This is a genomic window from Cellulosimicrobium cellulans, from assembly GCF_001722485.1.
Classification (GTDB): Bacteria; Actinomycetota; Actinomycetes; order Actinomycetales; family Cellulomonadaceae; genus Cellulosimicrobium; species Cellulosimicrobium cellulans_A.
Window position 1 is genome coordinate 1 of record NZ_LWGL01000097.1, and the last position, 12,581, is coordinate 12,581.

Genomic DNA, 12,581 nt, shown 5'->3' on the forward strand with positions numbered 1-12,581 from the left:
CCGGCCAGGGCGGCGCTCAGGGCGCCGCGCAGCCGGCCGGCCAGGGTTCGGGCCGTCGTCGTGGCGGTCGCGGGCGCGCCCAGCGCCCCGCCGGCTCGTCGGGCCCGACCGTCTACTCGACGTCGACCCCGCGCTGACCACGGCCGGAACGGCTGGCACGGCCGGGAACACCGGCCCGGAGCACGTGGTTGAGACCGTCGGAGGTGGAGCATGACCAGTCAGACCCATGACAGCCAGCCCTACGAGGTCGCGAAGACGGACGCCCAGTGGCGCGAGCAGCTCTCGCCGCAGGAGTACGCCGTGCTGCGCCAGGCAGGCACGGAGCGCCCCTGGACCGGCGAGCTGCTCGACGAGCAGCGCGTCGGGGTGTACCGGTGTCGTGCGTGCAGCAACGAGCTGTTCCGCTCGGACACCAAGTTCGACGCGCACTGCGGGTGGCCGAGCTTCTTCAGCCCGCTCGCCGGCGACCGCGTCGAGCTGCTGACCGACCGCAGCCACGGGATGGTGCGCACCGAGGTGCGCTGCGCTCGTTGCGGCTCCCACCTGGGGCACGTGTTCGACGACGCGCCCCAGACCCCGACGGGCGACCGCTACTGCATGAACTCGCTGAGCCTCACGTTCGAGGCCGCGCAGTAGCGCGTCCCGCAGCGCGTGCCCCGGCGACCCGCCGGGCGCCGGCGTCGGCGGCGAGCGCCAGCCCGACGCCGGCCGCGTAGCAGACCAGGTCCCGCACCGCGAACGTGCTCCCCAGGAGCCACGCCGCGGGCGGGACCTCGTCGTTCACGGCGGCGGCCAGCCCGGTCGCCTGCAGGGCCTCGACGGACCAGCACCACCCGAGCGCGAGCGCGGCGACGACGCCGGGCCGCAGCCGGGGGAGCACCAGCGCGACGAGCGCGTACGTGGCCACCGCGTAGAGGACGTCGCCGCCGACGTCGCCCGCCGGGTCGGGCACCTGCGTCGCCACGACGAGGCCCGCCACGACCACGACCGCGAGCGCGGCGCCCGCGACGGTGCGGCGCCGGGCGTCCGCCGTGCGGCTCACCGCGCGGCGTTCCAGCGCACGACGTCCTCGGAGTAGCGGTGCAGGAGGCTCGCGAGGGTCGCGACGTCCTCGCGGTCCCAGCCCTCGAGCGCCTCCGTGATCGAGGAGACGCGCCCGCGGTGCGCCGCCTGGAGCCGCGCCTCGCCGTCGGGCGTGAGCGTGATGAGCTGGCCGCGGGAGTCCTCCGGGTCGACCTCGCGGGCGACGAGGCCGAGGTCGTGCAGACGGCTCAGCTGCCGCGAGATCGTCGCGCGACCGACGCCGAAGTGGGCCGCGAGCTCCGACCCGCGCACGCCCGGGCGGTCCGCGATGTGCGCGAGCAGCGGGTACGCGCTCGCCTCGAGGTCCGGGTGGACGCGGCGCGCCATCCCGCCGGCGACGGCGCCGGCGCGGCGCAGCATGACGCGCAGCTCCCGTTCGAGGTCGACGTACGGGGCGTCGGACCCGGTGGCAGGGTCGGCGGTCGGGGCGGGCGTCTCGGCAGGCACAGGCCCATCATGGCGCGTCGGCGCCGCACCGGTCACCACCGTGCGCGCAACTCGTCCCCGCCGGACGGGCCGACCGGGAGCGACGACGGCGGGCCCCGGACGTCCCGGGACCCGCCGTCGTGCCGTACCGCCGTGGGCTCAGCGCGTGCGCTCGCGCGTCGCCGGCTCGCCCTCCTCGACCACGCCGCCGGGCGCGACGGCGTCGACGAGCGTCGACTCGGCGAGGGCGGCCTCCTTCTCGAGGCGCTCCTCCAGGCCCGTCTTCGTGCCGAGCGGGACCTCCTTGAGGAAGATCACCGCGACGAGCGCGACGAGCGCGAGCGGCACGGCGACGAGGAAGATGTCGGCGATCCCGTCGCCATACGCCCGCTCGACGAGGTCCTTGACCGGACCGGGGAGCGTGTTGACGTCCGGGACGGCGTTGCTGCCGCCCATCGAGCTCGCGGGGACGCCGAGCCGCTCGAGGCCGGACTGGATCGACGTCGTCACCTTGGACGCCAGCACCGCGCCGAGGACGGAGACGCCCACCGCGCCGCCGAGCGTGCGGAAGAACGCGACGGTGGACGTGCCGGCGCCCATCTCCTCGACCGCGAGCGTGTTCTGCACGGCCAGCACGAGGTTCTGCATGAGCATGCCCATCGAGGTGCCGAGGAAGAACAGGTAGACGCTGATCAGCACGAAGCTCGTGTGGTAGTCGATCGTCGACAGCGCGAACAACGAGGCGGCGAGCAGCGCGGCACCCGTCACCATGATCGCCTTGTACCGGCCGAACCGGGTGATGAGCTGGCCGAACAGGGTCGAGGCGACGAACGTCCCGACGATCATCGGGATCGTCAGCAGGCCCGACTCCGTCGGGGTCTTGCCGCGGGCCACCTGCATGTACTGGCTGAGGAACACCGCGGTGCCGAAGAGCGCGAGGCCCACCGCGACGCTCGCGACGACGGCGAGCACGAAGGTGCGGTTCCTGAACAGCTGCAGCGGGATGATCGGCTCGGCGGTGACCCGCTCGACGAGGACAGCGGCGACGAGCGCGGCGACCGCGCCGCCGACCATGAGGGACGTCTGCCACGACAGCCACGCGAAGTTCTGCCCCGCGAACGTGACCCACAGGAGCAGCGTCGAGACGCCGACGCTGATGAGGCCCGCGCCCCAGTAGTCGATCTTCACGACGCGGCGCGCAGCCGTCGGCAGGTGCAGCGTGCGCTGGAGCACGACGATCGCGGCGATCGCGAACGGCAGCCCGACGAAGAAGTTCCAGCGCCAGCTCGCCGTGTCGGTGAGCACGCCGCCGAGGAGCGGGCCGCCGATCTGGCTGACGGCCATCACGCCGCCCATGAGGCCCATGAACTTGCCGCGCTCGCGCGGGGAGATGATGTCGGTGACGAGCACGGTCGCGAGCGCCATGAGACCGCCGGCGCCGAGCCCCTGGAAGGCGCGGAACGTGATGAGCGTGCCGACGTTCTGCGACAGGCCCGCGAGCGCGGACGACACGACGGCGACGACCAGCGCGACCTGGATGAGCACCTTGCGGTTCGTCAGGTCGGCGAGCTTGCCCCAGATGGGGGTCGAGATCGTCGTCGCGAGGAGCGTCGCGGTGACGACCCACGTGTAGGACGACTGCGACCCGTCGAGGTCGCTGATGATCTTGGGCAGCGAGCTCGACACGACGGACGTGGCGAGGATCGCGACGAACATGCCGAGCAGGATCCCGGAGAGGGACTCCAGGACCTCGCGGCGGGACATCGTGGTCTGGCCGGCGGAAGCCGGTGGCGCCTGGGTGGTGGCGGCGGTCATACGGCGGGGCTCCTCGTGGGACGGAGGTGGGGGAGAAGGTCGTGGTCGCGGGCGACGGCCGCGGTCACGCGGTCGATCTGCGCGGTGGCCGCCTCGAGCTCGTCGGCGCTCCAGGCGCCGAACGTCTCGGCGCTCATGGCCTCGACGAGGTCGTGGGCGCGGCGGACGACGTCGCGGCCGGCGTCGGTGAGCTCGACCGTGCGGGCCCGGCGGTCGCCGTCGTCGACGGTGCGGCGGGCGAGGCCGTCGTCGACGAGGTGGCTGACCTGGCGGCTCGCGACGGAGAGGTCGACGCGCAGCCGGGCCGCGACGTCGCCGAGCTGCACGGGGCCGCAGCGGTCGAGCAGCCGCAGGACGCCGAGCGCGGCGCGCGGGACGTCGAGGTCGCGGGCGATGCGGCCGGCGACCTCGCGCTGCACGCGGGCGAGCTCGTCGAGCGCGCGGACGAGGCCCGAGGTCGGGGTGAGGTCGCCGGGGGCGGCGGGACCGGCGTCAGGACGGGCGTCGGGACCGACGGCGGCGCCGGGTGCACGGGCGGGTGCAGAGGCAGGCACAATGAGACTCCTTGGTTGCTGCAGGCAAGCGTACTCCGTGCAGTTGCTTGTAGCAACCATTGCGCCCGGCAAGGAATTCCCGCCGGGGATGCGACGAGCCCGGGGCCGCCCACCCCCGCCGGTGCGGTCGGTGGACGACCCCGGGCTCGCCGGGGACGTGGTGCGCTACGCCCGCGGGCGCGCCCTCGCCTCGTCGCCCATGTCCTCCAGCTCGACGTCCTTGGTCTCGCGGACCTTCGCGAGGACGAAGACGAACGACAGCGCCGCGAAGATCGCGTACATGAGGTAGGGGATCGAGGCGCCGAAGGCCGAGAGCATCGGCGGGAAGGTCAGCGTGATGGCGAAGTTCGCGAGCCACTGGGCCATCGCGGCCACACCGAGCGCGGCCGCACGGATCCGGTTGGGGAACATCTCCCCGAGCAGGACCCACACGAGCGGACCCCACGACGCGCCGAAGAAGACGACGAACGCGTTGGCGGCCACGAGCGCGATCGGCCCCCACGGGGAGGGCAGGGAGATGTTGTCGCCGCTGCCGCTCGCCTGCGTGAACGCGAGCGCCATGATGCCGAGCGACACGGTCATGCCGGCCGAGCCGACGAGGAGGATCGGGCGGCGGCCGACCTTGTCGACCAGTGCGATCGCGATGAACGTCACGGCCACGTTGGTCACGGCGGTGATCGTGGAGACGAGGAAGGACTGGCTCTCGTCGAAGCCGACGGCCTGCCAGAGCGTCGTCGAGTAGTAGAAGATCACGTTGATGCCGACGAACTGCTGGAAGACGGACAGCAGGATGCCGACCCAGACGATCGGCTTGAGCCCGAACGTCGACCCGCGGAGCGTGCCCTCCTGGGCGTTCTTCTCGTCGATCGCGATCGAGCGGTGGATCTCGCGGATGCGCTGGTCGGCGTCCTCCTCCGGGCCGAGCACCGACTGCAGCACGCGTCGTGCCTCCTCGTCCCTGCCCTTCGCCACGAGGTAGCGCGGGGACTCGGGGATGCGCAGCGCGAGCACCCCGTAGACCAGGGCCGGCACGACGCAGACCAGGAACATCCAGCGCCAGGCCTCCCACCCGAGCCACAGCTCGTTCGCGGCGCCGCCGGCGGACTCCGCGAGCAGCTGGTCGGACAGCAGGGCGGCGAAGATGCCGACGGTGATGGCGAGCTGCTGCAGGGACCCGAGGCGGCCGCGCAGGCGGGCCGGCGCGATCTCCGCGATGTAGGCGGGGGCGATGACGGACGCGATACCGATGCCGACGCCGGCCATGAAGCGCCAGATCGCGAGGTCCCACGCGCTGAACGCGATCGCCGACAGGATCGAGGAGACGAAGAACAGGATCGCGCCGAAGACCATGACGCGCGTGCGGCCCCACCGGTCCGCGAGGCGGCCGCCCGACCAGGCGCCGAGCGCGCAGCCGAGCAGCGCGACGGCGACGACGAGGCCTGTGATCGACGGGTCGAGCTCGAACTGGCCCTCGATGGCCTGGACCGCGCCGTTGATCACGGAGCTGTCGAAGCCGAAGAGGAAGCCGCCGACCGCCGCGGCGAACGCGAGTGCGGTCGCCTTCCGGTGTGCGCTGCGGACGGCGTCCGACTGCTGACCTGCGGTGTCGCTGCGTGGCATGGGTCCCTCCGGTCGTCCTGGGGCGCCTGTGGGAGCCCTTTCGTCACTGTAGGTCCGTCCGTCGCGACCGGCGCGGGGAACGTCGCACGTCACAGCACGTGCGGGTGCCACGGCCCGTGCGGTCCGCCGGGTGCAGACTGGGCGGGTGCCCGACGACACCCCTGACGACGCACCCGCCACCCCCGGCGCCCCGTCGCCCGGCCGCCCCGACCCCGGCCGGGCGGACCGGACAGCGCGCCCGCGGCGCCCCGCGATGCTCGACCCCCGCGACGCCGAGGACCTCCCCGGCGAGCTCGACCCCGCCCTGCGCGACCAGGTCGCCCACACCACCGCGCAGGCGATCGTGCACCGCGCCCGCGACGCCGAGGACCCCCAGGTCGTCGCCCGCCTCGTGCGACTCGTCGAGACCGAGGGGCTCGACGTCGTCGCGTCCCTGTGGTCCGACGCCGCGCCGAACTCCCTGCCAGGCGCGCTGTGGCGGCTGTACGTCCTGCGCGAGTGGGTGCGGCGCGACCCGCAGACCGTCGCGCTGCGCTACCGCCTCGGGGTCGACGCGGCGCCCGTGCACGAGGCGATCGCCGGCGTGCCGCGCCCGCCGGAGCCCCAGGACCTGCGCGAGCTCGCGGACGCGGTGCTGTCCGGCGTGTTCGCCGGCGACCTCGCGGTCGCGCTCGAGCGCGCGGCGTCGTTCTGCCGCATCCTCGCGACCGGCGCGGCGTTCGACGCGGACGCGCGGGAGGTCGCGGACCCGGGCGCGGCGCTGCGCATGACCCGCGGCGCGTCGTCGCTGCAGCGCACCGCCGAGGAGCTCGAGCACGCCGCCACGCTGTGGCGGGCGGACCGGCTGGACTGAGCGGGACCCGTCCGGACCCCGTGCGCACGGTCGGTCGCGCCCGCGCGGACGGTCGCACCGGCGCGCCGCCCTCGCACCCCGGGGCGGGGCCGTCTCGCGGAGCGCGAACACGGGGCTCTCCCGGTTCCCGTGCGGCGGAGCGGCACGTACGATGGACGAGACGTCGGGCCGCGGTAGCCCCGGGCTCCACACTCAGCCGCTACGAGCGGCCACGCGCCGAGAGGCGCTCCCGGTCCGGCGTCGCTCCGTGGCCCGCGCGGCCCGCGACGAGGCGGGCGGCGGCGGGCGGAACTCCTCCCCAGGCCGTGGCGGCGCGCCGTCGCCCCTGCGCCCCCCTCGGCGGACCGGTCGGCCGTGAGTGCGGGGGCGCGTCCGTCGTCCGCTACATTTGACGGGAGTTCGGCCGGCGTTCACCCGGACCTCACCGACACACGACTCGCTCGTCGCCGCGGACCGGACCCGGTACCGACGTCCTGCAGCCCGTGACGACCTCCACCCCGCCGTACCCCCCGGAGCCTCCTGTGCGCCTGCGCCTGACCCCGCGCGACACCTCGTTCTTCGACCTCCTCGCCGCCTCGGCCCAGCACCTCGTCACCGGCTCCACGCTCCTCGCCGAGCTGCTCGGCGCCGACCGCCCCACGCGCAAGGAGCTCGCGAAGCGGCTCAGCGACACCGAGCACCTCGCGGACGACGCGACGCACACGATCATGCGGCGCCTCAACCAGACGTTCGTCACGCCGTTCGACCGTGACGACATCTACGCGCTCGCCTCCGCGCTCGACGACTGCATGGACTACATGGAGGAGGCGGCCGACCTCATCGTCCTGTACAAGGTCGAGGAGCTGCCGCGGCGTGTCTCCGAGCAGGTCCAGGTGCTGCAGCGCGCGTCCGAGCTGACCGCCGAGGCGATGCCGCGGCTGCGCTCGATGAGCGACCTCGCCGAGTACTGGGTCGAGATCAACCGCCTCGAGAACCAGGCCGACAAGCTGCACCGCAAGCTCCTCGCCGAGCTGTTCGACGACGTCTCCGACCCCATCCAGCTCATGAAGCTCAAGGAGATCGTCGAGGTCCTCGAGGAAGCCGCGGACGCCTTCGAGAAGGTCGCGAACACGGTCGAGACCATCGCGCTCAAGGAGTCCTGAGCACCGTGGGCTCCGAGCTCGTCCTCGTCGTCGTCGTCGTGGCGTTCGCCCTGGCGTTCGACTACACCAACGGCTTCCACGACGCCGCCAACGCGATCGCGACGTCCGTGTCCACACGGGCGCTCACACCGCGCGCCGCGCTCATCATGGCGGCGGTGTTCAACCTCATCGGCGCGCTGCTCGGCACGGCCGTCGCGCAGACGATCGCCGAGGACATCGTCGCCGTGAACGACGTGCCGCCGCACCAAGGCCTCGTCATCGTGCTGTGCGGGCTCGTCGGCGCGATCACGTGGAACCTCATCACGTGGTGGCTCGGGCTGCCGTCGTCGTCGACGCACGCGATCATCGGCGGCCTGGCTGGCGTCGGCATCGCCTCGGGGATCACGGTCCACTGGGACGCGATCCTCGACAAGGTCGTGCTGCCGATGATCTTCTCGCCGCTCATCGGGTTCGGGCTCGCCTTCCTCCTCATGGTCGGCGTGCTGTGGCTCTTCCGGAACGCGCTGCCCACCCGCGCGTTCCGCCGGTTCCGCATCGCCCAGACGGCCTCGGCCGCCGCGATGGCGCTCGGCCACGGTCTGCAGGACGCGCAGAAGACGATGGGCGTCATCGTCCTCGCGCTCGTCGCGGGCGGCTTCCAGGACGACAACACGATCCCGCTGTGGGTCAAGCTGTCCGCCGCCGCCGCGATCTCGCTCGGCACCTACGCCGGCGGGTGGCGCATCATGCGCACGCTCGGCCGCAGGATCATCGAGCTCGACCCGGCGCGCGGCTTCGTCGCCGAGTCCGTGTCCGCGCTCGTGCTGTACGCCAACGCGTTCATCTTCCACGCGCCCGTCTCGACGACGCACACCATCACCTCGGCGATCATGGGCGTCGGCGCCACGAAGCGGCTGTCCGCCGTGCGCTGGGGCGTCGCGAAGAACATCGGCGCGGCCTGGGTGCTCACGATCCCCATGGCGGCCCTCGTCGCCGCGGTCGTGTACTGGCTCCTCAGCCCGCTGCTCGTCTGACCTGCACGCCGGGCGCGACGCGCCGCCCGGGCGGCGCGTCGTGCCCGGGGCGTCAGTGCAGGGGCGGCGCGACCTTCTCGGCGGCGACGACGCGCGGGCCCTTCGTCGTGCGCGCGACGTGCGCGACGATCATCTCGCCCGGGTCGAGGTACGGGTCGCTCGTCGGCAGGGCGTTCGCGACGGCCCGGCGCGAGTGCTGGCCGAGCACGTCAAGGACCGTGGGCAGCACGGGCCGGTGCGTGCACAGCACCGACGACGTCCCCGACTCGAGCAGCTCGCGGACCGCGCGCGCGACGCGCGCGGGCGAGCGCTCGTGCTGCGCCTCGGTGAGGTTGTCGCTGCACATCGGCTCGAGCCCGCTCGCGCGTGTGTACGGCGCGATGGTCTGCGCGCAGCGGTCCCACCGGCTCGTGACGACCGCCTCCACGCCGTACGCCGCGAGCACGGGCACGAGCGCCATGGCCTGCGCGTAGCCGGCCGGCGTCAGGGGCCGTTCCTGCTCGGCCCCGTGCCACGCGGTCCGGGCGACCGCCTTGCCGTGGCGCGCGATGACGACGACGTGCGTGGCGAGGCGCCCCTCCTCGTGCTCGTGCACGAGCGCGTCCAGGGGCGTGCGGTCCGCGTACCGGGTGAGGCGGCGCGCGGCGTCGGACGCCGCGAGCCACTCCGCCCGGTCGATCTCGTGCGGCGAGACCGGCGGCACCGGGGGCCGTGCGGCGAGCGCCCCCGCGTCGCGCGGCCGCGACGCGCGGCGCCCCGCCCAGTAGTGGACCCGCTTCACGCGGCCCTCCGACGTCAGGTACTGCAGCCCGGGCAGGGGGACGCCGAGCACGACCTGCTTCCCGGTCTCCTCCGCGACCTCGCGCACCGCGGCCGCCTGGAACGTCTCCCCGGGGTCGAGCTTGCCCTTGGGCCAGGACCAGTCGTCGTAGCGCGGCCGGTGGACGAGGCGCACCTGCAGCTCGCCGTCGTGCAGGCGCCACACGAGCGCGCCGGCCGACTCGACGACCGGCGTGTGCTCGACGTGCGTCGGGCCGAGCGCGGGGACGAGCGTGATCCCGTTGCCCGGTCCGGAGGGCGGCATCGCCATCCGGTCACCGCCTCCCGGTGAGGCGGCGGCGCTGGCGGCTCACGAGGCTCGCCTGCAGGTCGAGGAGCGGGCTCCCGTCCGGGCCGGCCGCAGGGCGCTCCCACGTACCGTCCGCACGCAGGTGCCACGACGCCGTCCCGTCCGCCATGGACGTGTCGACGAGGTCGAGGAGCTCGCGGACCTGGTCCGGGTCGGAGATGCGCACGAGCGCCTCGACGCGACGGTCGAGGTTGCGGTGCATGAGGTCGGCCGAGCCGATGAAGACCTCCGGGCCCGCGTCGGGGCCCTCGCCGATCTCCGGGCCCGCCGAGTTCGCGAACGCGAAGATGCGCGAGTGCTCGAGGAAGCGTCCGAGGATCGAGCGGACGCGGATGTTCTCCGACAGGCCGGGGACGCCCGGGCGCACGGCGCAGATGCCGCGCACGACCAGGTCGATCTTCACGCCCGCCTGCGACGCGCGGTACAGCGCGTCGATCGTCGTCTCGTCGACGACGGAGTTCACCTTGATCTTGACCCAGGCCTCGCGGCCCTCGAGCGCTGCGGCCGCCTCGCGCTCGATGCGCTCGATCAGCCCCGAGCGCACCGTGCGCGGCGCGACGAGCAGGCGGTGGAACCGCGACTGCGGCGCGTAGCCCGACAGCTGGTTGAACAGGCGCGTGAGGTCCTGGCCGACGTCCGGGTCGCACGTGAGCAGGCCGTGGTCGGTGTACAGGCGCGCGGTCTTCGGGTGGTAGTTGCCCGTCCCGACGTGGCAGTAGCGGCGCAGCCCGTCGGACTCCTGGCGCACGACGAGCGACAGCTTGCAGTGTGTCTTGAGCCCGACGATGCCGTACACGACGTGCACGCCCGCCTGCTCGAGCTTGCGCGCCCACGAGATGTTCGCCTGCTCGTCGAAGCGGGCCTTGATCTCCACGAGCGCGAGGACCTGCTTGCCCGCCTCCGCGGCGTCGATGAGCGCGTCGACGATGGGGGAGTCGCCCGACGTGCGGTACAGCGTCTGCTTGATCGCGAGGACCTTCGGGTCGGCCGCGGCCTGCTCGAGGAACGTCTGGACCGACGTCGAGAACGAGTCGTACGGGTGGTGCAGGAGGATGTCTCGCTCGCGGATCGCCGCGAACACGTCGGTCGGCGACGAGCTCTCGACCTCGGCGAGGTAGCGGTGCGTCGTCGGGACGAACGGCGGGTAGTGCAGGTCCGAGCGGTCGAGGTCGGCCATGAGGTTGAGGCCGGTGAGGTCGAGCGGCTCCGGAAGCTCGTACACCTCCTCCTCGACGACGTCGAGCTCGCGCACGAGCAACGCGCGGATGCGCGGGCTGATGCCGTGCGTCAGCTCGAGCCGCACGGGCGGGCCGAAGCGGCGGCGCAGGAGCTCCTTCTCCATGGCCTGCAGGAGGTTCTCGGCGTCGTCCTCCTCGACCTCCACGTCCTCGTTGCGCGTGACGCGGAACGTGTGGTGCTCGCGCACCTCCATGCCGGGGAAGAGGTGGTCGAGGTGCTGGGCGATGACCTCCTCGATCGGCACGAACGACGTCGGGCCGCGGTCGGTCGCCGCGGTCTGGGAGGTCGGCGCGGACGGGCGCCCGCGGGCGTCGACGGCGATGAAGCGCGGCAGCAGCGGTGGCACCTTGACGCGCGCGAAGTGCTCCTTGCCCGTGACGGGGTTGGCGACGACGACCGCGAGGTTGAGCGACAGCCCCGAGATGTAGGGGAACGGGTGCGCCGGGTCCACCGCGAGCGGCGTGAGCACGGGGAAGATTTGCTTGCGGAAGTACTTGTGCAGGCGCTCCTGCTCGCGCGTCTCGAGCTCGTCCCAGTGGACGAGCGTGATGCCCTCGGCGGTGAGCGCGGGCTGGACCTCGCCCGAGAACACCTTCGCGTGGCGCTCCATGAGCTCGTGGGCGCGCACGCTGATCGCGTCGAGCACCTGCCGCGGGGAGAGGCCCGACGCGGCGGTCACCGCGATGCCCGTCGCCATGCGTCGCTTGAGGCCCGCGACCCGCACCATGAAGAACTCGTCCAGGTTGGACGCGAAGATCGCGAGGAACCGCACGCGCTCGAGCAGCGGCTGCTGCGGGTCCTCCGCGAGCTCGAGCACCCGCTCGTTGAACGCGAGCCAGCTCAGCTCGCGGTCGGCGAAGCGGTCCGCCGGCAGCGGGGACCCGTCGGTGACGAAGGCGCCCTCGATGTCCGGCTCCTCGGCGATGTGCTCCGCGATGTGCGCCGCGAGCGAGGGGTCGAGCGCCGAGCGGCTGCTCGCTCCGTTCCCGTCGCCGGGCACGAATCGCCCCTTGGAGTCCCGGGTCGGTCCGCTCTTCTCGGCAGTCGTGCTCATGCGCCTATCGTGTCACCGCCGGATGAACGGCGCGTGACGTCTCTCACGCCGGCGCGTACTGGACGTGGACCTCGCGACGGGCGAACCCCGCGCGGTCGTACGTGCGCACGGCCGCAGTGTTGTCGCCGTCGACGTAGAGGACCGCCGTGGTCACGCCGCTCCGCGCGAGGTGCGCGAGCCCGACGGCGGTGAGGAGCCCGCCCAGGCCCTCGCCCTGGGCGTCCGGCACCACGCCGACGACGTAGATCTCGCCCTCGCGCGACGCGCCCTCCTGCCCGACCGGGATCTTCGTCCACACGAAGCCCACGAGGTCCCCCGACGTCTCGCGCTCCAGCAGGTGCAGCCCCGCGGGGTCGAACCAGTCCTCGCGCATCCGGTCGTGCAGGTCCGCGACGGTGAGCCGGCCCTGCTCGGGGTGGCTCGCGAAGGCGAGCGCGTTGGCCCGCACCCACGCGTCGTCGTCCTCGCCGGGGACGAACGTGCGCAGCCGCAGGCCCGCGGGCACGGCGGGGTCCGGGTGTTCCGCGGCGTCGCCCAGCGGCCGCTCGAGCACGAGCAGCTCGCGGACCGGGACGTACCCGGACCGTGCGGCGAGCGCGCGCGCCGCGGGCAGGTCGCCGTGCGCCCACACCCGCAGCGGCGGCCGGGCGGCC

At 73.5% G+C, this 12,581-nt stretch carries 12 protein-coding genes; 4 read left to right on the forward strand and 8 right to left on the reverse strand.

What is annotated here, in order from left to right; all coding sequences use genetic code 11:
- Nucleotides 1-210: 210 nt before the first annotated feature.
- Complete coding sequence (gene msrB / locus JZ5iCDA_RS11345; RefSeq protein ID WP_069387278.1) at nt 211-636, forward strand: peptide-methionine (R)-S-oxide reductase MsrB; 426 nt, start codon at nt 211-213, stop codon at nt 634-636.
- Here the strand turns inward: msrB and JZ5iCDA_RS11350 are convergent.
- From JZ5iCDA_RS11350 to JZ5iCDA_RS11370, 5 genes are all read right to left on the reverse strand, one after another.
- Nucleotides 614-1,042 (reverse strand): DUF2809 domain-containing protein, encoded by a 429-nt coding sequence (locus JZ5iCDA_RS11350; protein ID WP_083259926.1) that lies wholly within the window; start codon nt 1,040-1,042, stop codon nt 614-616. The genes msrB and JZ5iCDA_RS11350 overlap by 23 nt on opposite strands.
- A complete protein-coding gene (locus JZ5iCDA_RS11355; RefSeq protein ID WP_069387280.1) occupies nt 1,039-1,530 on the reverse strand; it encodes a MarR family winged helix-turn-helix transcriptional regulator in 492 nt (163 codons plus the stop codon). The genes JZ5iCDA_RS11350 and JZ5iCDA_RS11355 overlap by 4 nt, the downstream gene beginning before the upstream one ends.
- 138 nt (nt 1,531-1,668) lie before the next feature.
- Complete coding sequence (locus JZ5iCDA_RS11360) at nt 1,669-3,324, reverse strand: MFS transporter (RefSeq protein ID WP_083259927.1); 1,656 nt, start codon at nt 3,322-3,324, stop codon at nt 1,669-1,671.
- A complete protein-coding gene (locus JZ5iCDA_RS11365; protein ID WP_171905363.1) occupies nt 3,321-3,878 on the reverse strand; it encodes a MarR family winged helix-turn-helix transcriptional regulator in 558 nt (185 codons plus the stop codon). Before JZ5iCDA_RS11365 ends, JZ5iCDA_RS11360 begins: the two co-directional genes overlap by 4 nt.
- A gap of 165 nt (nt 3,879-4,043) precedes the next feature.
- Complete coding sequence (locus tag JZ5iCDA_RS11370; protein ID WP_069387281.1) at nt 4,044-5,498, reverse strand: sugar porter family MFS transporter; 1,455 nt, start codon at nt 5,496-5,498, stop codon at nt 4,044-4,046.
- A 253-nt stretch (nt 5,499-5,751) separates the two neighbouring features.
- Here JZ5iCDA_RS11370 and JZ5iCDA_RS11375 point away from each other — a divergent pair, with 253 nt between their 5' ends.
- The 3 genes from JZ5iCDA_RS11375 (at nt 5,752) to JZ5iCDA_RS11385 (ending at nt 8,506) form a co-directional block, all read left to right on the forward strand.
- On the forward strand, nt 5,752-6,351 hold the full coding sequence (locus JZ5iCDA_RS11375) for a hypothetical protein (protein ID WP_069387282.1): 600 nt from the start codon (nt 5,752-5,754) through the stop codon (nt 6,349-6,351).
- A 521-nt stretch (nt 6,352-6,872) separates the two neighbouring features.
- Nucleotides 6,873-7,493 (forward strand): DUF47 domain-containing protein, encoded by a 621-nt coding sequence (locus JZ5iCDA_RS11380; RefSeq protein WP_069387283.1) that lies wholly within the window; start codon nt 6,873-6,875, stop codon nt 7,491-7,493.
- A gap of 5 nt (nt 7,494-7,498) precedes the next feature.
- Nucleotides 7,499-8,506, forward strand: a complete 1,008-nt coding sequence (locus JZ5iCDA_RS11385) for an inorganic phosphate transporter (RefSeq protein WP_069387284.1) — start codon at nt 7,499-7,501, stop codon at nt 8,504-8,506.
- Between the two features lie 52 nt (nt 8,507-8,558).
- Here the strand turns inward: JZ5iCDA_RS11385 and JZ5iCDA_RS11390 are convergent, their stop codons facing one another.
- The 3 genes from JZ5iCDA_RS11390 to mshD form a co-directional block, all read right to left on the reverse strand.
- Nucleotides 8,559-9,596: an NUDIX hydrolase gene (locus JZ5iCDA_RS11390; RefSeq protein WP_253182057.1), complete on the reverse strand. Its 1,038-nt coding sequence runs from the start codon at nt 9,594-9,596 to the stop codon at nt 8,559-8,561.
- Between the two features lie 4 nt (nt 9,597-9,600).
- Entirely contained in the window at nt 9,601-11,928 is a 2,328-nt protein-coding gene (locus JZ5iCDA_RS11395) for an RNA degradosome polyphosphate kinase (RefSeq protein WP_083259929.1), read from the reverse strand.
- Between the two features lie 43 nt (nt 11,929-11,971).
- A partial coding sequence (gene mshD / locus JZ5iCDA_RS11400; protein ID WP_083259932.1) for a mycothiol synthase occupies nt 11,972-12,581 on the reverse strand: 610 nt, incomplete at its 5' end.